This is a genomic window from Microbacterium terricola, assembly GCF_027943945.1.
GTDB classification, from domain to species: Bacteria; Actinomycetota; Actinomycetes; order Actinomycetales; family Microbacteriaceae; genus Microbacterium; species Microbacterium terricola.
In genome coordinates this window covers 2,991,350-3,013,266 of sequence record NZ_AP027141.1, presented here as the reverse complement: position 1 = coordinate 3,013,266, position 21,917 = coordinate 2,991,350, and the positions used below count along the sequence as shown (strand labels likewise).

At 71.7% G+C, this 21,917-nt stretch carries 21 protein-coding genes; 11 read left to right on the top strand and 10 right to left on the bottom strand.

Annotation, left to right across the window (positions count from 1 at the left end; translation table 11 throughout):
- The first annotated feature begins 68 nt into the window (after nucleotides 1-68).
- From Microterr_RS14345 to Microterr_RS14325, 5 genes are all read left to right on the top strand, one after another.
- The gene (locus tag Microterr_RS14345) at nucleotides 69-1,292 is read left to right on the top strand and encodes a glycosyltransferase (protein WP_404810177.1); all 1,224 of its coding nucleotides are present in this window, start codon (nucleotides 69-71) and stop codon (nucleotides 1,290-1,292) included.
- 5 nt (nucleotides 1,293-1,297) lie between these two features.
- Entirely contained in the window at nucleotides 1,298-2,533 is a 1,236-nt protein-coding gene (locus Microterr_RS14340) for a glycosyltransferase (RefSeq protein ID WP_263797159.1), read from the top strand.
- Between the two features lie 250 nt (nucleotides 2,534-2,783).
- A complete protein-coding gene (locus Microterr_RS14335) occupies nucleotides 2,784-3,773 on the top strand; it encodes a GlxA family transcriptional regulator (protein WP_263797160.1) in 990 nt (329 codons plus the stop codon).
- 112 nt (nucleotides 3,774-3,885) lie between these two features.
- Nucleotides 3,886-6,054: an ATP-dependent Clp protease ATP-binding subunit gene (locus Microterr_RS14330; RefSeq protein ID WP_263797162.1), complete on the top strand. Its 2,169-nt coding sequence runs from the start codon at nucleotides 3,886-3,888 to the stop codon at nucleotides 6,052-6,054.
- A gap of 52 nt (nucleotides 6,055-6,106) precedes the next feature.
- A complete protein-coding gene (locus Microterr_RS14325) occupies nucleotides 6,107-6,949 on the top strand; it encodes a UbiA family prenyltransferase (protein ID WP_263797163.1) in 843 nt (280 codons plus the stop codon).
- A 16-nt stretch (nucleotides 6,950-6,965) separates the two neighbouring features.
- Here Microterr_RS14325 and Microterr_RS14320 read toward each other — a convergent pair whose 3' ends face one another.
- From Microterr_RS14320 to Microterr_RS14305, 4 genes are all read right to left on the bottom strand, one after another.
- Entirely contained in the window at nucleotides 6,966-8,105 is a 1,140-nt protein-coding gene (locus Microterr_RS14320) for an FAD-dependent oxidoreductase (RefSeq protein ID WP_263797164.1), read from the bottom strand.
- The gene (locus Microterr_RS14315) at nucleotides 8,098-8,802 is read right to left on the bottom strand and encodes a methyltransferase domain-containing protein (protein WP_263797165.1); all 705 of its coding nucleotides are present in this window, start codon (nucleotides 8,800-8,802) and stop codon (nucleotides 8,098-8,100) included. Before Microterr_RS14315 ends, Microterr_RS14320 begins: the two co-directional genes overlap by 8 nt.
- A complete protein-coding gene (locus Microterr_RS14310; RefSeq protein ID WP_263797166.1) occupies nucleotides 8,799-9,902 on the bottom strand; it encodes a type III polyketide synthase in 1,104 nt (367 codons plus the stop codon). Before Microterr_RS14310 ends, Microterr_RS14315 begins: the two co-directional genes overlap by 4 nt.
- 105 nt (nucleotides 9,903-10,007) lie before the next feature.
- On the bottom strand, nucleotides 10,008-11,288 hold the full coding sequence (locus Microterr_RS14305; RefSeq protein WP_263797167.1) for an MFS transporter: 1,281 nt from the start codon (nucleotides 11,286-11,288) through the stop codon (nucleotides 10,008-10,010).
- Nucleotides 11,289-11,346: 58 nt separating this feature from the next.
- Here Microterr_RS14305 and Microterr_RS14300 point away from each other — a divergent pair, with 58 nt between their 5' ends.
- Together Microterr_RS14300 and Microterr_RS14295 are read left to right on the top strand one after the other, a co-directional pair.
- The gene (locus tag Microterr_RS14300) at nucleotides 11,347-11,871 is read left to right on the top strand and encodes an ArsR/SmtB family transcription factor (RefSeq protein WP_263797168.1); all 525 of its coding nucleotides are present in this window, start codon (nucleotides 11,347-11,349) and stop codon (nucleotides 11,869-11,871) included.
- Between the two features lie 22 nt (nucleotides 11,872-11,893).
- Nucleotides 11,894-12,550 (top strand): ThuA domain-containing protein, encoded by a 657-nt coding sequence (locus Microterr_RS14295; RefSeq protein ID WP_263797170.1) that lies wholly within the window; start codon nucleotides 11,894-11,896, stop codon nucleotides 12,548-12,550.
- A 4-nt stretch (nucleotides 12,551-12,554) separates the two neighbouring features.
- On the opposite strand, the gene Microterr_RS14290 is transcribed toward Microterr_RS14295, so the two are convergent.
- On the bottom strand, nucleotides 12,555-13,136 hold the full coding sequence (locus tag Microterr_RS14290) for a nitroreductase family protein (protein ID WP_263797172.1): 582 nt from the start codon (nucleotides 13,134-13,136) through the stop codon (nucleotides 12,555-12,557).
- Between the two features lie 156 nt (nucleotides 13,137-13,292).
- On the opposite strand from Microterr_RS14290, the gene rraA reads away from it, so the two are divergent.
- Nucleotides 13,293-13,760 (top strand): ribonuclease E activity regulator RraA, encoded by a 468-nt coding sequence (rraA, locus tag Microterr_RS14285; protein WP_263797173.1) that lies wholly within the window; start codon nucleotides 13,293-13,295, stop codon nucleotides 13,758-13,760.
- A 60-nt stretch (nucleotides 13,761-13,820) separates the two neighbouring features.
- Complete coding sequence (locus Microterr_RS14280) at nucleotides 13,821-14,216, top strand: VOC family protein (protein WP_263797174.1); 396 nt, start codon at nucleotides 13,821-13,823, stop codon at nucleotides 14,214-14,216.
- Between the two features lie 91 nt (nucleotides 14,217-14,307).
- Here Microterr_RS14280 and Microterr_RS14275 read toward each other — a convergent pair whose 3' ends face one another.
- A complete protein-coding gene (locus tag Microterr_RS14275) occupies nucleotides 14,308-15,402 on the bottom strand; it encodes an ABC transporter permease (protein WP_263797176.1) in 1,095 nt (364 codons plus the stop codon).
- A complete protein-coding gene (locus Microterr_RS14270) occupies nucleotides 15,399-16,283 on the bottom strand; it encodes an ABC transporter ATP-binding protein (RefSeq protein WP_263797177.1) in 885 nt (294 codons plus the stop codon). Before Microterr_RS14270 ends, Microterr_RS14275 begins: the two co-directional genes overlap by 4 nt.
- Before the next feature lie 161 nt (nucleotides 16,284-16,444).
- On the opposite strand from Microterr_RS14270, the gene Microterr_RS14265 reads away from it, so the two are divergent.
- Together Microterr_RS14265 and Microterr_RS14260 are read left to right on the top strand one after the other, a co-directional pair.
- On the top strand, nucleotides 16,445-17,014 hold the full coding sequence (locus Microterr_RS14265) for an NADPH-dependent FMN reductase (RefSeq protein ID WP_263797178.1): 570 nt from the start codon (nucleotides 16,445-16,447) through the stop codon (nucleotides 17,012-17,014).
- 171 nt (nucleotides 17,015-17,185) lie between these two features.
- Nucleotides 17,186-17,818, top strand: a complete 633-nt coding sequence (locus Microterr_RS14260; protein ID WP_263797180.1) for a dihydrofolate reductase family protein — start codon at nucleotides 17,186-17,188, stop codon at nucleotides 17,816-17,818.
- A gap of 171 nt (nucleotides 17,819-17,989) precedes the next feature.
- On the opposite strand, the gene Microterr_RS14255 is transcribed toward Microterr_RS14260, so the two are convergent.
- From Microterr_RS14255 to Microterr_RS14245, 3 genes are read right to left on the bottom strand one after another with little or no spacing between them, the layout of a single operon-like run.
- Nucleotides 17,990-18,835, bottom strand: coding sequence for an exodeoxyribonuclease III (locus tag Microterr_RS14255; protein ID WP_263797181.1), 846 nt, complete (start codon nucleotides 18,833-18,835; stop codon nucleotides 17,990-17,992).
- Nucleotides 18,836-18,885: 50 nt separating this feature from the next.
- The gene (pntB, locus tag Microterr_RS14250) at nucleotides 18,886-20,295 is read right to left on the bottom strand and encodes a Re/Si-specific NAD(P)(+) transhydrogenase subunit beta (protein ID WP_263797182.1); all 1,410 of its coding nucleotides are present in this window, start codon (nucleotides 20,293-20,295) and stop codon (nucleotides 18,886-18,888) included.
- Nucleotides 20,292-21,851, bottom strand: coding sequence for a Re/Si-specific NAD(P)(+) transhydrogenase subunit alpha (locus tag Microterr_RS14245; RefSeq protein ID WP_263797183.1), 1,560 nt, complete (start codon nucleotides 21,849-21,851; stop codon nucleotides 20,292-20,294). The genes pntB and Microterr_RS14245 overlap by 4 nt, the downstream gene beginning before the upstream one ends.
- Nucleotides 21,852-21,917: the final 66 nt, after the last annotated feature.

The following is a 21,917-nucleotide window of genomic DNA, read 5'->3' as shown; positions in this document are numbered from 1 at the left end:
TCGGGTAGAGTTGAAGCGGCCCTGCAGACCGCGCACGGCCGCCGCAGAGATAGGCAGCCACCGATCCCGTGACTCCCCCCGCGACCTCCGACACCCCGCCCGCCGGCGCCACCGCCGGCCGACCGGATCGTCTCACCGTGCTCATCGGCGCAGACACGTTCCTCCCTCACGTCAACGGCGCCGCCCGCTTCGCCGAGCGCCTCGCCGCCGGCCTGGTGGCGCGCGGCCACGACGTGCACGTGATGGCGCCCAGCGCCACCCACCGCGCGCACGGTCGCTTCACCGAGGTGATCGAGGGTCAGCCTCTGACGATGCACCGCCTGCCGTCGTGGCGCTGGTACCCGCACGATTGGCTCACGTTCGTGCTCCCGTGGATGTCGAAGCACCACGCCCGGCGGGTGCTCGACGAGGTCAAGCCCGACGTCGTGCACATCCAGTCGCACATCGTGATCGGCCGCGGCCTCGCCCGGGAGGCGCGCAAGCGCGGCATCCCGATCGTCGCGACCAACCACGTGATGGCCGAGAACATCGTCGACTTCACCACCCTGCCGCCGGTGCTCGACAAGGTGGTCGTCAAGCTCGCCTGGGACGACGCGAAGCGCACTCTCGACATGGCTCGCGCCGTCACCACCCCGACGCGCAAGGCCGCCGACTTCCTCGAGGCGACCATCGCCATCGACGGAGTCGTGCCGGTGAGCTGCGGCATCGACGCGAGCAACTACACGCCCGATCTCACACCGCGCGACGCGAACCGCATGGTGTTCGTGGGGCGCCTCACGACCGAGAAGCAGATCGACGTCGTGCTGCACGCGCTCGCCCGCCTCGACCCGGCGCTCGACGTGACCTTCGACATCGTCGGCAACGGCGACCAGCGCCGCAACCTCGAGCAGCTGGTCCACCAGCTCGGCCTCGACGAGCGCGTCACCTTCCACGGGCGCACGTCCGACGAGGAGCTGCGCGCGGTGCTCTCACGCGCCAGCGTCTTCGTGATCGCCTCGATCGCCGAGCTCCAGTCGATCGCCACGATGGAGGCGATGGCCTCCGGGCTGCCGATCGTCGCCGCCAACGCCGTCGCGCTGCCGCACCTCGTCCACGACGGCGAGAACGGGTACCTCTTCGCCCCCGGCGACGTCGACGACCTCGTCGGCAAGCTGACGGCGGTGCTCACCGCGACGCCGGAGGAGCGCCTGCGCATGCAGCAGGCATCGCTCGACGGCGTGAAGGTGCACGACATGAAGCGCACGCTCGACACCTTCGAAGCGCTGTACCGCGGCGAGCCCCTGCCCGAGTAGCCGCCGTGCACATCGTCTTCTTCAGCGACCAGCACCTCGAGTCGTTCGGGGGAGCGCAGGTGTCGATGCGCCTGCAGCGCCGGTTCCTGGAGCGGGCGGGCCACACGGTCAGCGTGGTGGCGCCCGCTATGCACGGAGCCCGCGGCCGGGCCGTCGCGCCCGATGCGGGCTACCTCGACATGCCGTCGATCCCGATCACGCTCGACCGGGAGTACTCGCTCACCTGGCCGGGTGCGCGCTCGGACCGCTGGGTGGATGCGGCGCTGGCCGGTCGCCCGCCCGTCGACGTCGTGCACGTGCAGGCCGACTTCTGGGGTGCGTACATCGGGCACCGTTTCGCAGCGCGCCACGGGCTGCCCGTCGTGCACACGATGCACAACCGGGTCGACGTCGGGATCGAGGCGACCGCCCCCCTGCCCGGGCTGGTGATGCGGGTGCTGAACCGGTGGGAGCGCTCGGCGCTCGGCGACCGCACCCCCGGGGCTGACGGCTGGGCATACCTGCGCCGACTGGCCGCGCGCTCGACGGCGGTCACCGCGCCGTCCGCGCACTTCGCGCACCGGCTCGACGCGCACGGCGTCGTGCCGCGCGGTGCGCGCGGTGCACGGGTCGACGTGATCTGGAACGGCATCGACGACGACGTGCTCGACGCGGCGCTCGACGCCGGCCGACCCGTCCGGGAGGCCGGCCCGGCACGGCTCGTGTGGCTCGGGCGCATGAGCCCCGAGAAGAGGCTGCTGCCGTTCCTCGAGGCGCTCGCGGCGTCGGGCGTGCGCGCCGAGGTCGAGGTGCTCGGCGGCGGTGGTCAGCTGCGCGCCGCGCGGAGGCTCGTCGCGAAGCTGAAGCCGACGGCATCCGTCGTCTTCGCCGGGAGGCTGCCGTACACGGCCGTGCTGGCGAAGCTGCGCACGGCGGATGCGCTCGTGCAGACCTCGATCGGCTTCGAGACGCAGGGGATGACGCCCTTCGAGGCCGCATCGCTCGGCACCCCCTCGATCGTCAGCGACCCCGACATCGCCCGCGAGCTCGGCTCGGGATTCTGGGCGGTCGGCGGGGACGCGGATGCTGCGCCCGACCGCGCCGACGACTCGGTGCGGGCACTGGCGCGCACCCTCCGCCGTGCCGTCGCCGACATCGAGGCCGGCACGGCGCCGGCGGTCGACCCGCTCCTGCGCGAGCGGTTCCGCCAGTCCTCGCGGACCGCCGCGATGCTCGAGGTGTACGCCCGCGCGATCGGCTGACTCCCGCGTGGTGGTGCGGCGCCGACTCAGGGGAGGCGGGCCGGGTCGAGGGGGAGGCGGCGGTAGCCGTCCGTGTGGAGGGCGATGCCCGTGGAGGCGATCGCGATGGCCGACAGGGCTGTGATGACGATCAAGGTGAACATGGCAGGAACGCTACGCTTGCGGTAGGACTGCCACGAGTGGCAGGATGGACACACCTCGTCGGAAAACTGCCACCGTCCGACCCGCTCCCCGATCTCAGGAGAACACCATGAAGACCGTCGCCGTGATCGTCCAGGATGGGTTCGCTCCGTTCGAGTTCGGCGTGGCCTGCGAGGCGTTCGGCCTCGATCGGTCGGGCGACGGCATCCCGAACTTCGACTTCCGCGTCGTCGCGCCCGAGCCTGGCGCCATCGTGTCGAAGCTGGGGTTCTCGATCAATGTCGAGAACGACCTGTCCTTCGCCTACGAGGCCGACCTGGTGGTCGTCTCGCCGACCCCGCGGGAGTGGTGGCAGAAGGCCGACCCGCGGGTGCTCGACGCCATCCGCGACGCATCAGCCCGCGGCGCCTGGCTGCTCAGCGTGTGCAGCGGCTCGTTCCTCCTCGCCGCCGCCGGGGTCCTCGACGGCCGCAAGGCCACCACGCACTGGATGTACGCCGACACCATGGCCCGCATGTACCCCGCGATCGAGGTCGACCCCGACGTGCTCTACGTGCAGGACGGCCGCATCATCACGAGCGCGGGCACCGCGGCGGGCCTCGACGCGTGCCTGCACCTGCTGCGACAGGAGCTCGGCGCCGAGATGACCAACCGCATCGCCCGGCGCATGGTGGTGCCGCCGCAGCGTGACGGCGGGCAGGCGCAGTTCATCGACCGCCCCCTGCCGGAGGTCGCGTCCCTGTCGCTCGCGCCGGTGAGCGACTGGATGCTGGAGAACCTGCGCCTCGACCTCAGCGTCGACCAGCTGGCGGCCAAGGCCCACATGTCGCCCCGCACGTTCGCGCGCAGGTTCAAGGCCGACTTCGGCGCGACGCCGGCGGCGTGGCTCGCGCGTCAGCGTCTCATCCACGCGCAGCGGCTGCTGGAGCAGACCGACCTCGGTCTCGACCGCATCGCCTACGAGAGCGGGTTCGGGTCGGCCGCGGTGCTCAGGCAGAACTTCGCCCGGGTGCTCGGCCTCACGCCCACCGCGTATCGGTCGCGGTTCACCTGCACCCGCGACGAGATAGCGGCGCGCGCGGACGAATCCGCCGCCTGAGCGGTCGTGGCCGGCGCGACCGGGCCGCATTGCGGCCGAGCGTCGGCGGCGGTAAACTTGAGTCAAGACGGCTCAACTTTGGAGCAGCCGTCCGAGAACTTTCAGGAGACACATGAACGCCACCCAGAACCCCGGGCAGGAGGAAGCGCAGAGCGCCCTCGAGCAGTTCGGGATCAACCTCACCGACCGGGCCCGCCAGGGCAAGCTCGACCCCGTCATCGGACGCGACAGTGAGATCCGGCGCGTCAGCCAGGTGCTCACCCGCCGCACCAAGAACAACCCCGTGCTGATCGGCGAGCCAGGCGTCGGCAAGACCGCCGTCGTCGAGGGCCTCGCTCAGCGCATCGTCGCCGGCGACGTCGCCGAGTCGCTCAAGGACAAGGAGCTCGTCACGCTCGACATCTCGGCGCTCGTCGCCGGTGCGATGTACCGCGGCCAGTTCGAGGAGCGCCTGAAGAGCGTGCTGAAGGAGATCACCGAATCCGACGGCCGCGTCATCACCTTCATCGACGAGCTGCACGTGCTGATGGGCGCGGGCGGCGGCGAAGGCTCTGTCGCCGCATCCAACATGCTCAAGCCCATGCTCGCGCGCGGCGAGCTGCGGCTCATCGGCGCGACCACGCTGAACGAGTACCGCGAGTTCATCGAGAAGGATGCTGCGCTGGAGCGCCGCTTCCAGCAGGTCTACGTCGGCGAGCCCACCGTCGAGGACACGGTGGCGATCCTGCGCGGGCTGAAGGGCCGCTACGAGGCGCACCACGGCGTGACGATCACCGACGGCGCACTGGTGGCCGCGGCATCCCTGTCGAACCGCTACATCCCGAGCCGTCAGCTCCCCGACAAGGCGATCGATCTGATCGACGAGGCCATGAGCCGGCTGAAGATGGAGATCGACTCGTCGCCCACGGAGATCGACCAGCTGCGACGCCAGGTCGACCGGATGCGTCTCGAAGACCTCGCCCTCAAGAAGGAGAAGGACGACGCATCCAAGGAGCGCAGGGCGAAGCTGCGCGAGCAGATGGATGCGGCCGAGACCGAGCTGAGTGCGCTCGAGGCGCGCTGGGAGCGCGAGCGCGCGGGGCTCAACCGCGTCGGCGACCTCAAGAAGCGTCTCGACGCCGCCAGGACCGAGCGCGACCTCGCGCTGCGCGAGGCGGACTACGCGAAGGCCTCGCGGCTCGAGTACGAGACGATCAAGCAGCTCCAGGCAGAGCTCGACGACGCCGAGCGCGACGAGTCCGACCCGGCTGAAGAGCGCATGGTGAACGAGCAGGTCACCGATGAGGACATCGCCGCCGTGATCGCGGCGTGGACCGGCATCCCGCTCGGACGCCTGCTGCAAGGCGAGACCGAGAAGCTGCTGCACCTCGAGACCGAGCTCGGCAGGCGCCTGATCGGGCAGAAGGAGGCCGTGAAGGCCGTCGCCGATGCCGTGCGCCGCTCGCGGGCCGGCATCAGCGACCCGCACCGGCCGACCGGCTCGTTCCTGTTCCTCGGCCCGACCGGCGTCGGCAAGACCGAGCTGGCCAAGGCGCTCGCCGAGTTCCTCTTCGACGACGAGCGCGCCATGGTGCGCATCGACATGTCCGAGTACGGCGAGAAGCACTCGGTGTCGCGGCTGGTCGGGGCGCCCCCCGGCTACATCGGGTACGAGCAGGGCGGACAGCTCACCGAGGCCGTGCGTCGTCGGCCGTACTCGGTCGTGCTGCTCGACGAGGTCGAGAAGGCGCACCCCGAGGTGTTCGACGTGCTGCTGCAGGTGATGGACGACGGGCGCCTGACCGACGGTCAGGGCCGCACGGTCGACTTCACCAACGTGATCCTGATCCTCACCTCGAACCTCGGCTCGCCCGTGCTGATCGACCCGACTCTCTCGCTCGAGCAGAAGCGCGACACCGTGCAGGCGCTCGTGCGGCAGGCCTTCAAGCCGGAGTTCGTCAACCGCCTCGACGACATCGTGATCTTCCAGGCCCTCACCGAGGACGACCTCGCGCAGATCGTCGAGCTCGCCGTGGACCAGCTGCAGCGTCGCCTGCACGACCGCAGGCTCACGCTCGCCGTCACGCCCGACGCGCGGGCGTGGCTGGCCGAGCGCGGTTACGACCCGGTGTTCGGTGCGCGGCCGCTGCGCCGGCTCATCCAGTCCGAGATCCAGGACCGTCTCGCGATGGGCCTGCTTTCGGGCGCCGTGCGCAACGGCGACGTCGTGCGCGCGGATGTGGCGGCCGGCGGAGGGTCGCTGGAGCTGACCAGCGCGGGCCCGGTCGTCGCGGCGGCCTAACGCGCGGCGGTCCACCTGCCCTGGCGGGGCGCGGCGCATGAGACGATCGGGCATGCGCACCCTCGGGGCCCTCTGGCGCTCGTCCCATCCCGGACCCTCGGTCGTGGTGACCGCGCTCGCGCTGGCGCTCGGCCTCTCGATCGGCCTGGAATGGTGGCGGCTCGCGCTGCTCACCGTCGCGGTGTTCGCCGGCCAGCTCTCGGTGGGCATCTCGAACGACGCGATCGACGCGCCCCGGGATCGGGCGGTGGGCCGCGCGGGCAAGCCGCTCGCGTCGGGCGAGGTCGGCCTTCGCGCGGCCTGGGTCGCGGCATTCGCCTGCCTCGCCCTGGCGCTCGCGGTGTCGGCCGTGCTCGGATGGCGGATGCTGGCCGCTCACGCGTTCGCGCTCGGGTCGGCGTGGGCCTACAACGCGGGTCTCAAGTCGACGCCCGCGTCGGTGCTGCCGTTCATCCTGAGCTTCGGGACCTTCCCCTCCCTCGCGACGCTGTCGGCGGCGGACCCGCATTTTGCGCCCGGTTGGGCGTGGATCGCCGGCGGATGCCTCGGCACCGCCGTGCACTTCACGAACGTCCTGCCCGATCTGGCGGACGACGACCGCACGGGCGTGCGTGGGCTGCCCCACCGGCTCGGCGTCCGCACGGCGACGATCGTCGCCTCTCTCGCCCTGATCGCCGGGGCGATCGCCGTCCTTCTCGGCGCCGCGGGCGGAGCGGTCGGCGCCGTCTCGCCGCTGTCGTGGGCGTTCTTCGGCGTGGTGGTCGTCGTCGCCGTCTTCACCGCGCTCCTCACGCTGCGACGCGCGCCGACCCGCACCCTGTTCCGGCTCGTGATGCTCGCGGCTCTGCTGCTCGCGGCGCAGCTGGTCGCCACCGGCGCGGCGCTCGACGGCTGACCGGCGCGCGCCGGGCTCACGCCCCGCTGTCGAACCCCATCGAGTACGCCCGCGCGAAGACCCTGCCCGCCGGCGGCGCGAGCATCGCGCGGACGCCCAGCGACCTGAGCGCGTGCGCGCGGGGGAGCGGCCGGCCCAGCGCGGTGTTCATCGTCGCGAGCCGCGCGGCCGTCCGCGCCGATGCGACGCGTCGCGCCTCCCACCGCCGCAGCTCGGCGTCGGGGGCTTCGCCGTCGTGGATCCAGCGCGCGACGAGCGGTGCGAGGCCCACGGCATCCAGCAGCCCGAGGTTCATCCCCTGACCGCCGATCGGGCTCACCTCGTGCGCGGCGTCGCCGATCACGAGCACCCGGCCGTTCCGGAGCCGGGGCGAGACCACGCGTCTCACCCCGAATCCCGTCGCCTCGGTCACGCGGTCCGCCGCCTCGAACTCGCCTCGGCGGCGCAGTGCCGACCGGAGGCGCTCTGCGCGGGCGTCCGGCGACGGATCCGCCGCGGGGTCGTCCCACACCACGAATCGGCGCCGGCCCTCGGGCAGCGGGAACGATTCGAGGACCCCGCTGCGGTCGAGGTCGACGACGGCGACCCCTGCGTCCGGGTCGGCGCCGGTGGCGGAATCCGTCATGACATAGCGATCGGGGTAGACGGTGGTGGCCACGGCACCGGGTCGCAGCACGAGCGCCCGCCCGCCCGCACCGGCCGCGACGACCACGATCCGGGCGGTGTGCTCGACGACCCGGCCGCCCACCTCGGCGCGTACGACCACGGCATCCGGCCGCGGCTCGATCTCCGTCACCCGTGCGTCGCGCACCGGAGCGGGAGCGCGTTCGGCCAGCGCGCGCTCGGTCGAGGACTGCGGAAGCGTCGCGACGAACGGGAAGCGGGTCGAGAGCCGGTCGAAGCGCACGACACCGAGAACCCGCCCGTCGGCGCGGGCGACGCCGCGCCGCACACGCAGCGCCGTGGCGAGCAGACGCTCGGTCGTGCCGCCGGGCTCGAGGGCGGCGAGCACCGCCGCGTGCACCCCGATCGCGCGTGAACCGGCCCCGAGCTCCGGCCGCCGTTCGAGCACGCGCACGTCGACGTTCCTGGTCGCGAGCTCGGCGGCGAAGAGCAGCCCGACCGGGCCGGCCCCCACCACGATGACGTCAGCCATGGGCGGTCGCCAGCGCGACGACCCGGAACGGCCGGCCGCCTCCCACCCGCCACATCCCGGGTCGGGCGTCGTCGAGGGCGGCCTGCAGCTCGCCCACGGTGTAGCTGCGCCGGATCGAGCGGAGCCCGTCCGTGCGCAGGAACGTTCCGGGTGCGAGCGGCTGGATGGCGGCCGCGTAGAGCGCATAGGCGGCTCGTGAGCGCGCGATGTCGCTGTGCAGCACGAGTCCGCGCGACAGCGCCAGCGACGCGTCCGTGAAGGAGGTCAGCTCGGTCCCGAGGTGGTGCAGCACGTGGTTCGAGATCACGACGTCGTAGCTGTCGCCTTCCGCCAGGAGCATCGTCGTGTCCGCGCACCGGAACCGGACGCCCGGCGGCGCTCCGCGCGCCGTCGCGGCGGCGTGGGCGCGCGGATCGGGGTCTATCCCGGTCCACTCCACGTCGAGTCCGTCGCCTGCCGCGCGCCGGGCGAGCCGCACCACGACATCCCCGCCGCCGCATCCGAGGTCGAGCACGCGGGCGGGCCGGCCGAGACCGGCGAGGTACGGGCGCAGCGTGACCGCGTAGAGCCCGCCCCACCCCGAGACGAGCCGGTTGACCACGCCGAACCGGCGCAGCGTCGCGCTCAGGCGAGCCGGATCGCACGCAGGGTCGTCCATCAGCTCGACGAGCGTCTCGTCGCGGACGTCGAGGGTCACGACCCCGTCCGCATCGTGAGCAGCGCGGACTCGACCGTCAGCCCCGGCCCGAAGGCGAGCGTCGCGACCGGGTGGCCGTCGTCGAGGTCGGCGTCCTCGAGCAGATCGCGCAGGACGAACAGCACGGTGGCGCTGGACATGTTGCCATGATCGCGCAGGACCGCCCGCGAGCGGTCGAGTGCATCCGGATCGAGCCCGAGCCCCGCCTCGATCCGGTCGAGCACGGCGCGCCCGCCCGGGTGCACGGCCCAGGCGTGCGCCCCCGTGTCGGGTCCGAAGAAGCCGTCCACGACCGCGCGGATCTCGCGGCCCACGATCCGCGGCACCTCTGCCGAGAGGGTCATCTCGAACCCGTCGTCCTTGATGGTCCAGACCATGTCCGACTCGCCCTCGCTCGTGAGCGCGGTGGCGAAGCGCTCGAGCTCGAGTCCGCCTGGCGTGCCCACCGAGGGGTCCGCGGTCACGACGGCGGCGGCGGCGCCGTCCGCGAAGACGGACGCCGCGACGATCTGCTGCGGGTCGTTCGAGGCGCGGATGTGCAGCGAGCACAGCTCCGCGCACACGACGAGCACCACGGCGTCGGGGCGGCCCTCGGCGATGTGCGCCGCGAGCCGGAGACCCGGCAGCGCGGCCGCGCAGCCGATGAACCCCAGGTGGTAGCGCTCGACCGTGGGACGGAGGCCGAGGTCGCGCACGATCCGGTAGTCGGGGCCGGGGGCGAAGAAGCCGGTGCACGACACCGTCACGACATGGGTGACCTGGGATGCCGTCACCTGCGCCCGCGCGAGCGCGCTGCGTGCGGCTTCGGCGAACAGCGGCGGCGCCAGCCGGGTGTAGTCGTCATTGCGCTCACCCGTCGTCCGGGCTGCCAGCGCGCCGTCGGGAGTGAAGAACCCGGACGCTGCGGCCGCAGCACCCTGCCCCAGGTCGGAGATCACCGAGTGGCGGCGCTCGATGGCCGCGGCGTCGAAGGCCGCCGTGATCCAGCGCTCGGTGAGCCGGTCCACACCCGGCTGCGCCGCGAACACATCACGCACGGTCTCCTGCGTGAAGGCGTGAGCGGGGACGGCCGTCCCGATGGCGATGATGCGCGAGGGCATGAAGCGAGCCAACCACGGGTATCGCGTCAGGGGGAGGTGGCTTGCGTCTTCGTCGATCGAAGGATAGGCGGACGCGAGGGTGCGGGACCGGGAGGGATGCGTCGGCTACGCCGCGTCAGGCAGCTCGCGCATGCCCCAGAACGGGCCGATCACCACGAACAGGCACGCGAGCAGCTCGCCGCAGGCCGCGATCCAGAGCGTCGGGACCACGCCGATCCAGGTGCTGACGGCGCCGGCCACGAGTGCGGCGATGGGCATGACGCCCCACACCACGAATCGGATCGAGGCGTTCATCCGGCCGAGCAGCCGGGGCGGGGTGATGCGCTGCCGGAAGCTGACCTGCGTGATGTTGTAGAGCAGGACGGTGAAGCTCGTCACGAAGAACTGCACGACCAGCAGCGGGAAGGCCAGGGCGGGGACGAGCGAGATCGCCGGCAGGAAGAACGGCACCAGGCAGAACAGGATCGCGCTGATCGGGATCGCGCGCGCCTCGCCGATGCGGGCGACGATGCGGGGCGTCGCGATCGCTCCGAGCAGGCCGCCCACGGCCGAGAGCGAGAAGACGATGCCGAACATGGCCGGGGTCAGCCCGAGCTCGCGCAGCACGAAGATCGGCAGCAGCGTGCCCGCGATCGTGCCGAAGAAGTTCGCGACGCCGGTGGTGCCGACGATGCGGCGCAGCAGCGGGTTGCCGAACACCCAGCGCAGACCTTCGCCGATCTCCCGCGGCAGCGGGCGATGGTCGGTCGCGGGCCGGAGCTGCTCGTGATCGCGGGCGAACAGCAGTGCGGTGAACGACGCGATGTACGTTCCGACGGTGATGAGGATCGCAAAGGGTGCGGCGACGATGCTGATCAGCCAGCCGCCCACCGCCGGACCGGCGAGACCGGCCAGCTGCTCGGTGGACTGCAGCTTGCCGTTGGCCTCCGAGATCTGGTCGGGGCGGACGAGCGAGGGGATGATGCTCTGGTTCGACACGTCGAAGAACACGGTGGCCACGCCCATCACGAGCGCGACGACGTACATGTGCCAGATCTGCATCGTCCCGGTGAAGGCGACGATGGGCAGCGCAGCGAGCGCGGCGGCCCGCACGACATCGGCCCAGATCATCACCCTGCGCTTGCGCATCCGGTCGATCCAGGCGCCGGCGGGCAGCCCGACGACGAGGAACGCGGTGACCTGCGCGGCCCCGAGCAGCCCCACCTCCCACTCGGTGGCGTGCAGCACGAGCACGGCCAGCACGGGGAGCGCGAGCTCCGTGATCTGCGCGCCGAACTGGCTGAGCGCCTGACCGCCCCAGACGGTCAGGAAGTTGCGGTCGCGCCACAGCGAACCCTGCCGCACGGCGGGGGCGGCAGCATCCGTCTCGCTGACTGATTGGGACATGTCAATCAGTATCGTCGGACTGATCGAGAAATGTCAATCGCTCGGCTAGAGTGTGGCCATGACGGACGTGCAGCAGACCGAGGAGGAGCTGGCGCAGGCCCGCGCGCGGGCGCTCAGCTCGCCCCTGCGACTGCGGATGCTGCGGCTCTGCGCCTTCGAGGCTCGCACCAACAAGGAGCTCGCCGACCTGCTCGGGATCAACCCGGGCACGATGCTGCACCACGTCCGCACCCTCGTGCAGACCGGGTTCCTCGCGCCGGACGACGAGCGCACCGGAGCGCAGGGCGCCCGAGAGATCCCCTACCGTGCGACCGGACTCTCGTGGCGCACGCCCCTGACCAACCAGTCGGTGCTGCTCCTGGAGACGATGCGCCAGCAGCTCGAGGGCGTCGACCCGGCACAGGTGCAGGTCACTTGGCTGGGGCTGCGGCTGACGCCGGAGAACCGCGCCGAGCTCGAGCGGCGGCTGTACGAGCTCGTGCAGGAGTTCAAGGCCATGCCGGCCGACGTCGGCGGCGACACCTACTCGCTCGTGACGGTGCTGCACCCCGACCACAACCCGCCGTCGGCCGGCAGGGAATGACCCGGCGCGGGATGATCCGATCGTGACCGACCTGCTGATCGTGGCCGGCGCGGGCGCCCACGGCGACCCCTGGCACGTGCTCGACGACACGGCGGCGGCGCTCGCCGAGGTGCTGCGACCGCTCGGCGAGGTGCGGGTCGTGTCCACCGGCGAACTCGCGGGGCTGCCCGCCTCGCCGGCGCCCGACCTCGTCGTGTGCGACATCTCCGGGCCGCCCGAGGGCACCGGCGGCGGCGACCCGGTGCTGGAGCGGCTCCTCGCGTGGCACGCGGGCGGTGCGCCCGTCCTCGCGGTCCACTCGGCCGTGCTGGCCTTCCGGGACGACGACCGCTGGTTCGCGCTGCTCGGCGCGCGGTGGCGCGAGGGGGTCAGCGGGCACCCGCCCCTCGGCCCGGCCGATGTGCGGTCCACCGGCGACAGCGCGGCCGGCATCCGGCTCGCGGGGTTCCGCACGATCGACGAACGCTACAGCGACCTCGAGCTCGCCGACGCCGACGGCGACCGCGTCGTGCTGGCGGAGCACGTGGAGCAGGGGCGACAGCATCCGCTCATCTGGTGGCGGGCGGCCGGCGGCGCTCCCGTCGCCGTCTCACTGCTCGGGCACGACGCCCGGGCGTACGCCTCCGCGGACTACGCCGACGCCCTGCGACGGCTCGCCGCAGGGCTGCTGCGCGGCTGAACGGCTACGCGTCGACGACGAGCGACTCGGCGATCGGGCGCCGGGTGCGGGGGGCCAGCTCGCGCTCGCGGAGGCCCTCGGGGGCCGCGTCCACGTCGCCGAGCGAGCCGACGGCCATGACGGTGACGGCGGCGAGGTTGTCGCCGAATCCGAACGCCGCGGCGATCGCGTCGCGGTCGAATCCGCCCATCTGGTGGGTGTGCAGGCCGGACGCGTGCGCCTGCACGGTGAAGTACGCGGCGGCCTGGCCGGTGTCGTACACGGCCCAGCCCAGCGGACGGCCCTCGACCGACGCGACCGTGGCGAACACGACGAGCGCCGCCGCGTCACCCGCCCACGCCTGGTTGAAGCCGAGCAGTGCGCCGACGACGGCGTCGTGCGCCTCGGAGCCCCGACGAGCCACGACGAAGCGCCACGGCTGGGTGTTGTTCGCCGACGGTGCCCACCGCGCCGCCTCGAGGGCGCTCGCCAGTGCGGTCTCGTCGAGCGGGGCGGACGGATCGAACACCCGGGTGCTCCAGCGCTCGGCGAGGACGTCGAGGATGGGCGCATCCGTGGGGGCGGTGCGGTCGAGCGTGCGGGTCATGGCGTCTCCTCAGGTGGTGTGGTGATGCGGGGACGCCATCGGCCCGACGACGTCAACGGCGGATGCGGCCCGCTTGTTCCCGCTCGGTGAGGTTCGCGGGTTCTTTCCAGGTGATGCGGGGGACCGGCGCGGTGAGGCCGCGGCTACCGTGGGCCCATGACGATCGCGACGGCCGACCTGTACGACGAGCGCGGCGACGAGCTCGACTCGCTCTCGCTGCAGCTGCTCGACCTGGGCGGACGCACCGCGTTCGACGGGGTGGTCCGCACCGTGCGCTGCCACCGCGACAACGCCCTCGTGAAGGCGACGCTGGCGACCCCCGGCGACGGCGCCGTGCTGGTGGTCGACGGCGGCGGGTCGCTGGAGTCGGCACTCGTCGGCGACCTGATCGCGGCGGCCGCCGTCGCCGACGGCTGGGCCGGGATCATCGTCAACGGTGCGATCCGCGACCGCGACGCGATCGGGATGCTGCCGCTCGGAGTGAAGGCGCTCGGCTCGAACCCGCGCAAGAGCGCGAAGGACGGCGTGGGCGAGGTCGACGTGCCCGTCACGATCGCGGGGGTCGTGTTCCGTCCTGGGGCGCACGTGTGGGCGGACGCGGACGGCGTGCTCGTCGAGCGCTGACCCCCTGCCGTTCACCGCCGACCCCTCGACACCCGCCGCGGCCGCGAGCATGCTGGCAGCATGACCGGATTCCAGACCGACAGGGCGTTCAGCGGGTTCAGCGTCGACGACATCGACGCGGCCCGGCAGTTCTACGGCGAGACCCTCGGGCTCACGGTGGAGACCAATCCGATGGGCTTCCTCGACATCACCCTGCCGAGCGGGGGATCGATCCTCGCGTACGCCAAGCCGAACCACGAGCCCGCGAGCTTCACGATCCTCAACTTCCCCGTCGACGACATCGACGGTGCGGTCGACGAGCTCAACGCGAAGGGCGTGAAGACCAAGATCTACAGCGACGACGAGTTCGCCTCCGACGAGAAGGGCATCGTCCGCGGAGACGGCGTCCACGGGCCGGACATCGCCTGGTTCCGCGATCCGGCCGGCAACGTGCTCGCGGTGCTCGCCGCGTCCTGACCCGGATCCCAACCCGTTTACGGACGCGACACGCCGCGTACCTGCCGGCGCAAGCGGCGTGTCGCGTCCGTAAACGGTGTGGAGCGCCGGGTCAGCCGGACAGGGCCTCGCGGAGCTTGACCCGGCCGCCCATCCGCAGCAGCGAGTTCTCGTAGATGCGCGCGCCGACGACGATCGCGAGCACGCAGGTGCCGATGAGGATCAGAAGCGACAGGATCGGCTCCCACCACTGGGCCGTGCCGAGGAACAGGCGCATGGGCATGCCGACGGGCGCGGAGAACGGCACGTACGACATGATGCCCAGCACGAGCGGGTTGTCGAAGAAGAAGATCACCAGGAAGTACGGCGCCATCACGAGCATCGTGATCGGCATCGTCGTCGAGCCGATGTCCTCCTGGCGCGACACCATCGACGCGGCGGCCGCGAAGAGAGCGGCGAGCAGCACGAACCCGAACAGGAAGAACACCGCGAACCACGCGATCGGCACGCCGAGGCCGGCCAGCAGCTCGGTCTGACCGGTCACCGACAGCCCGATCAGCGAGATCGAGGCGAGCACCAGGATCTGCCCCATCGCGAGCACGGTGTTGCCGAGCACCTTGCCGGCCAGCAGGGCGCGGGTCGGAATCGCCGAGATCAGCAGCTCGACGACGCGCGTCTGCTTCTCCTCGACGACGCTCTGCGCGATCGTCCCTCCGAACAGCGACGCGGCGAGGAGGAACACCACGCCGAAGCCGATCGCCACGAAGTAGCCGAGGATCGGATTCGCGTCCGACGGCTCGAGCAGCTCGACCGGCGGCGTCTGGCTGAGCAGCCCCATCAGCGCCGACGGCACGCTGTCGTCGGCGACCACCTTGTACCCGAACGCGCCGGACTGCGGCACCAGCGCGGCCTCGACGTCGCCGCTGTCGACCAGGGCGAGCGCCTCGTCGGCGGTGTCGACCACGGTCGCACTCACGGACGGGATCCCGGCGACGGCCGACTCGGTCTGCGGCGTCACCGCGACGTCGATGCCGTCGGCGTTGCCCGCCTGCGTGCCGCCCCAGATCACCAGGAGCAGCGCGCCGACGAACAGGATCGCGGTGGAGATCACGAACGCCTTGCTGCGCAGCTTCGATCCGATCTCGCGGGCGGCGACCAGCCACACGCTGCGGGCGAGCGGCGGAGCGGGCACGGTGTCAGCGGTCACTGGATGACCTCCTTGAAGATCTGCGCGAGCGTCGGATGCTGCGGCGCGAAGCTCGCGACGGCCCCGCGTCCGAGGGCGGTGCGCAGCACGCGCTGGGCCGTGCCGTCGTCTGCCACGTCGAACAGGGCGCGGCCAGCCTCGCTGCCGGCCAGGGCGACACCCGGCTCCGCGGCGAGCCACGCGAGGTCGGCGTCCGAGACCAGCTCGTAGCGGTGGGTGGAATGCTGCGCGCGCAGCTCGTCACGCGATCCCGCCGCGCGGATCGTGCCGCCGGCGATGATGACGAGGTCGTCGCAGAGGCGCTCGACGACATCGAGCTGGTGCGACGAGAACAGGACGGCGGCTCCGGCGGCCGCGCGCTCCTGCAGCACCCCCGCGACCACATCGACGGCGAGCGGGTCGAGGCCGGAGAACGGCTCGTCGAGGATCAGCACCTGCGGGTCGTGCACCAGGGCGCCGGCGATCTGGGCGCGCTGCTGGTTGCCGAGCGACAGGGCCTCGACGTTGTCGCCCAGTCGCTCGCCGAGTCCGAGCCGGGTGAGCAGCGCGCGGGAGCGGGTGACCGCATCCGCCTTCGAGAATCCATGCAGGCGGGCGAGGTACACGATCTGCTCGAGCACCTTCATCTTGGGGTACAGGCCCCGCTCCTCCGGCATGTACCCGAAGCGGCGGCGCTCGGTCGCGGTCACGGGCGCGCCGTTGAGGCTGACCGTCCCGCCGTCGCCGCCGAGCACGCCGAGCACGATGCGCATCGTGGTGGTCTTGCCCGCGCCGTTGCCCCCGACGAAGCCGGTGAGCCGGCCAGGACGCACCGCGAAGCTCACCTCATCGAGGGCGGGACGGCCGCCGTAGCTCTTGCTGACGCGGTCCAGCTGCAGCATCCGGTCCCCTTCCTGGACGACTGACACCACGCTATGGGCTGAGCGCCCCGGCCGGGAAACTTTTCCATTCTGGGGAATAGATCTCGGAGGGGGTCGGTTGTCGATGACGGATTGTCCACGGTGGCCCCCACCGCGGGGCTGTCATGTCTGAAAGAAGAATGATGACCACGCGCACACTCGGCTACATCGTCGGAAGCATCTCGTCGACCTCGATCAACCGTCGTCTCGCGAAGGCGCTCGAGCGCCTCGCGCCCGAGGGCACGACGCTCGTCGAGATCCCGATCAAGGACCTCCCGTTCTACTCGCCCGACCACGACGCCGACTACCCGCAGGTCGCGCGCGACTTCAAGCAGGCGATCGCCGACGTCGACGGCGTCATCATCCTCACCCCCGAGTACAGCCGCTCCATCCCCGGCGTGCTGAAGAACGCCCTCGACTGGGCGGCCCGCCCGTGGGGCCAGGGTTCGTTCAACGGCAAGCCGACCGCCGTGATCGGCACCTCCGGCGGCGGCATCGCCACCGCGGCGGCCCAGCAGCACCTGAAGGCGATCCTCAGCCACTACAACGCCCCGACGCTCGGCCAGCCCGAGGGCTACATCCAGTCCACGCCCGGCCTCATCACCGACGAGGGCGAGGTCACGAGCCCCGAGACCGCCGCCTTCCTGGTGGCCTACCTCGAGGCGTTCGTCGCACTCGTCGACCGGTACGCACCGGCGACGGTCTCCGCGTAACACCCGTTCCAGCACCCGGATGCCCCGGCCCCTCGCGGGTCGGGGCATCGCTGTGCGTGGGGCGACAGCATCCGTCTGTCGTCGAGACCCGCCGTCCGCGTCGAGACCCACCTTCACAGAACGGGTCTCGCCCGGAAGCATGGGTATCGCCGACAACACGGAGGAGCACCCATGACCGGACGCATCGTGATCGACCTGTTCACGACCCTCGACGGGGTCGCCCAGGCACCCGGTGGACCCGAGGAGGACCCGTCGGACGGGTTCCCGTACGGCGGCTGGCAGGCGCCGCTGCTGGACGACACCGCCGGGGAGCGCGTCGGAGAGGGCATCGCGCGACTCGACGCGCTGCTGCTCGGCCGCCGCACCTACGACATCTTCGCGGCCTACTGGCCGACCCATTCCGGTGTGGATTCGCCGATCGCGGAGATCCTCAACCGCGTGCCGAAGTACGTCGCCTCGCGGGGCACGCCGACGCTGGAGTGGTCGGGCTCGTCGCAGCTCGGTCCCGATCTCGCCGCCGAGATCGCGCGGCTGCGCGAGCAGCACGCCGAGACCCACGTGATCGGCAGCGTGGACTTCGTGCAGTCGCTGCTCGCCGAGGACCTCTACGACGAGCTGAATCTCTGGGTGCACCCCGTGGTGCTCGGGCAGGGCAAGAAGGTGTTCCCGGACGGAGCGACGCCGGCGACCCTGCGGCTGCTGGAGCCGGCCGTCACGTCGGAGAAGGGCGTGCTGCTGCTGCGCTACGGCCCCGGCGGTCCCGTCCGCACCGGCGACATGGACAAGCCCGACCGCGGGCTCTGACGGCCCGCGACAGGCCCGGCCGTCTCAGCGCGCTGCGCCAGAACACCTGTTCTGGCGAGGGCAGGAGGTTTCCGGCACCGGATGGCCTGCGTCCGCCAGAACACCTGTTTCGACGAGGGGAGCGGGTGCCGGGTGAGGCGCGGTCGGCCCGCGACGGACGGATGCTGCGGCTCAGCCGAAGATCATCGGCACATCGTCGTCGTCATCCGGCGAGGCCAGGTCGAGGTCGACGACGACGGGCACGTGGTCGCTCGGGATCTCGCCCTTGCGCTCGTCGCGGTGGATCGCGGCGCCCGTCACGGCGTCTGCCAGAGCCCGCGAGCCGAGGATGAAGTCGATGCGCATGCCCTCGTTGCGGGGGAAGCGCAGTCGCTTGTAGTCCCAGTACGTGAAGCCCGCGGGGACGAGCGGGCGCACGACGTCGGCCAGGCCCGCCGCCTCGAGATCGGCGAACGCCGCGCGCTCGGGAGGGGAGACGTGGGTGGAGAACCCCTCGACGACCGCGGGGTCGCCGTTGTCGGCCGGAGTCGGCGCGATGTTGAAGTCCCCGACGAGCGCGAGGGGCAGGTCGGGCGAGGCCGCGAGGGTGGCGCGGGTGTGCGCCGCGAGCGCTTCGAGCCAGTGCAGCTTGTACGTGTAGTGCGGGTCGCCGAGCGCGCGCCCGTTCGGCACATAGAGGCTCCACACCTTCACTCCGCCGACCGTCGCGCCGATCGCACGGGCCTCGAGCGGCGCGTCGGGTCCGTCGTGGTCCTTCGCGAACCCCGGCATGCCGGGGAACGCGGTCTCGACGTCCTCGATGGGCTCGCGGCTGGCGATCGCGACGCCGTTCCACTGGCTCAGCCCGTGCGCGACGACGTGGTACCCGGCCTCCTCGAACGCCTCGTACGGGAACTGCTCCGGCTTGCACTTGATCTCCTGCATCGCGAGCACGTCGATGTGCTCGCGCACGGCGAAGTCGACGGTGCGCGCCACGCGCGCGCGGATGGAGTTCACGTTCCAGGTGGCCAGGCGCATCCCCCCAGCCTATGGTCCCGGATCCGCGGAATCCCCACCCGCGCAGGCGGTCACAGGTGGCGGAGGATGTCCTCGACCCGGTCCTTCGCGTCGCCGAACAGCATCTGCGTGTTCTCGCGGAAGAACAGCGGGTTCTGGACCCCCGCGTAGCCCGACGCCATCGACCGCTTGAACACGATGACGTTCTCGGCCTCCCACACCCGCAGCACCGGCATCCCGGCGATCGGGCTGGTCGGATCCTCCGCGGCTGCCGGGTTCACGGTGTCGTTCGCGCCGATCACGAGCACGACCGACGTCGCCGCCAGATCGTCGTTGACCTCGTCCATCTCGAGCACGATGTCGTACGGCACCTTCGCCTCGGCGAGCAGCACGTTCATGTGACCAGGCAGTCGTCCGGCGACCGGATGGATGCCGAAGCGCACGTCCACGCCCCGGTCGCGCAGCCGGCCGGCCAGTTCGGCGACCGGGTACTGGGCCTGCGCGACCGCCATGCCGTATCCGGGTGTGATGACGACGGTGGATGCTGCGCTCAGCATCTCCGCGGCGGTCTCGGCATCGATCTCCCGATGCTCGCCGGCCTCTTCGTCGCCCGCACGCGGAGCCTCGATGCCGAACCCGCCGGCGATCACCGACAGGAACGAGCGGTTCATCGCCTTGCACATGATGTAGGACAGATACGCACCGGACGAGCCGACGAGCGCACCCGTGACGATCAGCAGATCGTTGTTCAGCAGGAAGCCCGCGGCCGCGGCCGCCCAGCCCGAGTAGCTGTTGAGCATCGAGACGACGACGGGCATGTCGCCGCCGCCGATCGAGGCGACCAGGTGCCACCCGAGCGCGAGGGCGAGCACCGTCACGATGACGAGCAGCCAGAGCTCGGGAGTGATGACGTACCAGACGGTCAGGGCGACGAAGGCGATCAGGGCGCCCACGTTGAGGGCGTTCTTGCCCGGCAGCATGAGCGGCTTCGACGGCATCCGGCCGGACAGCTTCAGGAACGCCACGATCGACCCGGTGAAGGTCACCGCGCCGATGAAGACGCCCACGAACACCTCGGCGTGGTGGATGTCGTCGAGCGCGCCGGTGAGGCCGCTGTCGTAGAGCGCGCCGTTCCAGCCGACGAGCACGGCGGCGAGCCCGACGAACGAGTGCAGCAGGGCGATGAGCTCGGGCATGCCGGTCATCTCGACCACCCGCGCCCGCCACAGTCCGATCGAACCGCCGACGAGCATGGCCACGACGAGGAGGACGAGCCCGATCGCGCCGGTGCCCTCCGCCCGGCCGAACACCGCGGTCTGCACGACGAGCCCGATGGTCGCGAGCAGCGCGATCGCCATGCCGATGATGCCGTAGCGGACGCCGGCGCGCGCCGACTCGTGCTTGCTGAGCCCGGCGAGGCTCAGGATGAACAGCAGGGCGGCGACGATGTAGGCGGCGCCCGCGACGGGTCCGGCGATCATCGCTGTGCGCCCTTCTGGTCGGAGCCCTTGCTGAACATCGCGAGCATGCGGCGGGTGACGGCGAATCCGCCGAAGATGTTGATCGAGGCCAGCAGCACCGCGATCGCCGCGAGGATCTGCACGGTGAGGTCGGGCGTCGTGATCTGCACGAGCGCGCCGACGATGATGATGCCCGAGATCGCGTTGGTGACGCTCATCAGCGGCGTGTGCAGCGCGTGCGCCACCTTCCCGATGACGTAGAAGCCGACCACCACCGACAGCATCAGCACGGTGACGTGCTGCGGCAGCGGCGCCGGGGCCAGTGCGCACACCGCGAAGAGCGCGGCCAGCCCGACCCCGATGAGCGTGTTCCGCGTCGTCCGGCTGACGGTGCGCTTCGCGGGAGCGGATGCGGTGGCCACCGCATCCGTCGTCGCCTGCGGCACCGCCGACACCTGCACGGGCGGAGGCGGCCACGTCGACTCGCCGTCGCGCACGACGGTGACCGAGCGCTGCACGACGTCGTCGAAGTCGAGCGTCAGCTGCCCGTCCTTGCCCGGCGTGAGCAGCTTGATCAGATTCACCAGGTTGGTGCCGTAGAGCTGCGACGCCTGGGCCGGCAGCCGTCCGGCCAGATCGGTGTAGCCCAGGATGATCACACCGCCGGCGGTCACGGTCCGCACGCCGGCGACCGAGCCCTCGACGTTGCCGCCCTGCGCGGCGGCCATGTCGACGATGACGCTCCCCGGCTTCATGGTGGCGACGTCGGCCGCGGTGATGAGGCGCGGTGCGGGGCGCCCGGGGATGAGCGCGGTCGTGATGATGATGTCGACGTCCGCGGCCTGCTCCGAGTAGATCTCCGCGGCGCGGCGGTCGTAGGCCTCGCTCGTCGCCTTGGCGTAGCCGTCGCTCGACGCCATCTGCTCGGCGACCTCGACGGGGAGGTACTCGCCTCCGATCGAGCGGACCTGGTCGGCGACCTCGGGTCGCGGGTCGGTCGCGCGGACGATGGCGCCGAGGCTCGAGGCGGCGCCGATCGCGGCGAGACCGGCCACACCGGCGCCGGCCACGAGGACCTTCGCGGGCGGCACCTTGCCGGCCGCCGTCACCTGGCCGGTGAAGAAGCGGCCGAACTCGTGCGCGGCCTCGACGACGGCGCGGTAGCCGGAGATGTTGGCCATCGAGCTGAGCACGTCCATCGACTGTGCGCGCGAGATGCGCGGCACCGCGTCGAGGGCGAGCGCCGTGATCCCACGGGTCTGCAGCGACTCGCGCACCTCGGGACGCAGAGCGGGGCTCAGCATCCCGACGATCGTCGCTCCATCGGCGAGCAGGTCGACCTCCCGGGGCGTCGGCGGGTTGAGCTTGAGCACCACCTCGCACGCCCACGCCTCCTCCCGGCCGACGACGACCGTGCCGGCGGCGGCATACGCCCCGTCGGGGAAGGAGGACGCGGCACCCGCGCCGCTCTCGATGACGGTCTCGTACCCGAGGGCGTGCAGCTTCTGGACGGTGGTCGGGGTCGCGGCGACCCGCGTCTCCCCTGGTTGCTCAGCGACGATGCCGATGCGGGTCATCCGGTGTGATCCTTGCTGTGTGGGGTGCTGCGCCGATGGCGCACCCATGGATGGCTCCGACCCTAC

Coding starts and splice junctions, on each gene's coding strand:
- Microterr_RS14335 (WP_263797160.1), top strand. CDS start 2,784: ATGAAGACCGTCGCCGTGATCGTCCAGGATGGGTTCGCTCCGTTCGAG.
- Microterr_RS14330 (WP_263797162.1), top strand. CDS start 3,886: ATGAACGCCACCCAGAACCCCGGGCAGGAGGAAGCGCAGAGCGCCCTC.
- Microterr_RS14325 (WP_263797163.1), top strand. CDS start 6,107: ATGCGCACCCTCGGGGCCCTCTGGCGCTCGTCCCATCCCGGACCCTCG.
- Microterr_RS14320 (WP_263797164.1), bottom strand. CDS start 8,105: ATGGCTGACGTCATCGTGGTGGGGGCCGGCCCGGTCGGGCTGCTCTTC.
- Microterr_RS14310 (WP_263797166.1), bottom strand. CDS start 9,902: ATGCCCTCGCGCATCATCGCCATCGGGACGGCCGTCCCCGCTCACGCC.
- Microterr_RS14305 (WP_263797167.1), bottom strand. CDS start 11,288: ATGTCCCAATCAGTCAGCGAGACGGATGCTGCCGCCCCCGCCGTGCGG.
- Microterr_RS14300 (WP_263797168.1), top strand. CDS start 11,347: ATGACGGACGTGCAGCAGACCGAGGAGGAGCTGGCGCAGGCCCGCGCG.
- Microterr_RS14290 (WP_263797172.1), bottom strand. CDS start 13,136: ATGACCCGCACGCTCGACCGCACCGCCCCCACGGATGCGCCCATCCTC.
- rraA (WP_263797173.1), top strand. CDS start 13,293: ATGACGATCGCGACGGCCGACCTGTACGACGAGCGCGGCGACGAGCTC.
- Microterr_RS14280 (WP_263797174.1), top strand. CDS start 13,821: ATGACCGGATTCCAGACCGACAGGGCGTTCAGCGGGTTCAGCGTCGAC.
- Microterr_RS14270 (WP_263797177.1), bottom strand. CDS start 16,283: ATGCTGCAGCTGGACCGCGTCAGCAAGAGCTACGGCGGCCGTCCCGCC.
- Microterr_RS14265 (WP_263797178.1), top strand. CDS start 16,445: ATGACCACGCGCACACTCGGCTACATCGTCGGAAGCATCTCGTCGACC.
- Microterr_RS14260 (WP_263797180.1), top strand. CDS start 17,186: ATGACCGGACGCATCGTGATCGACCTGTTCACGACCCTCGACGGGGTC.
- Microterr_RS14255 (WP_263797181.1), bottom strand. CDS start 18,835: ATGCGCCTGGCCACCTGGAACGTGAACTCCATCCGCGCGCGCGTGGCG.
- pntB (WP_263797182.1), bottom strand. CDS start 20,295: ATGATCGCCGGACCCGTCGCGGGCGCCGCCTACATCGTCGCCGCCCTG.
- Microterr_RS14245 (WP_263797183.1), bottom strand. CDS start 21,851: ATGACCCGCATCGGCATCGTCGCTGAGCAACCAGGGGAGACGCGGGTC.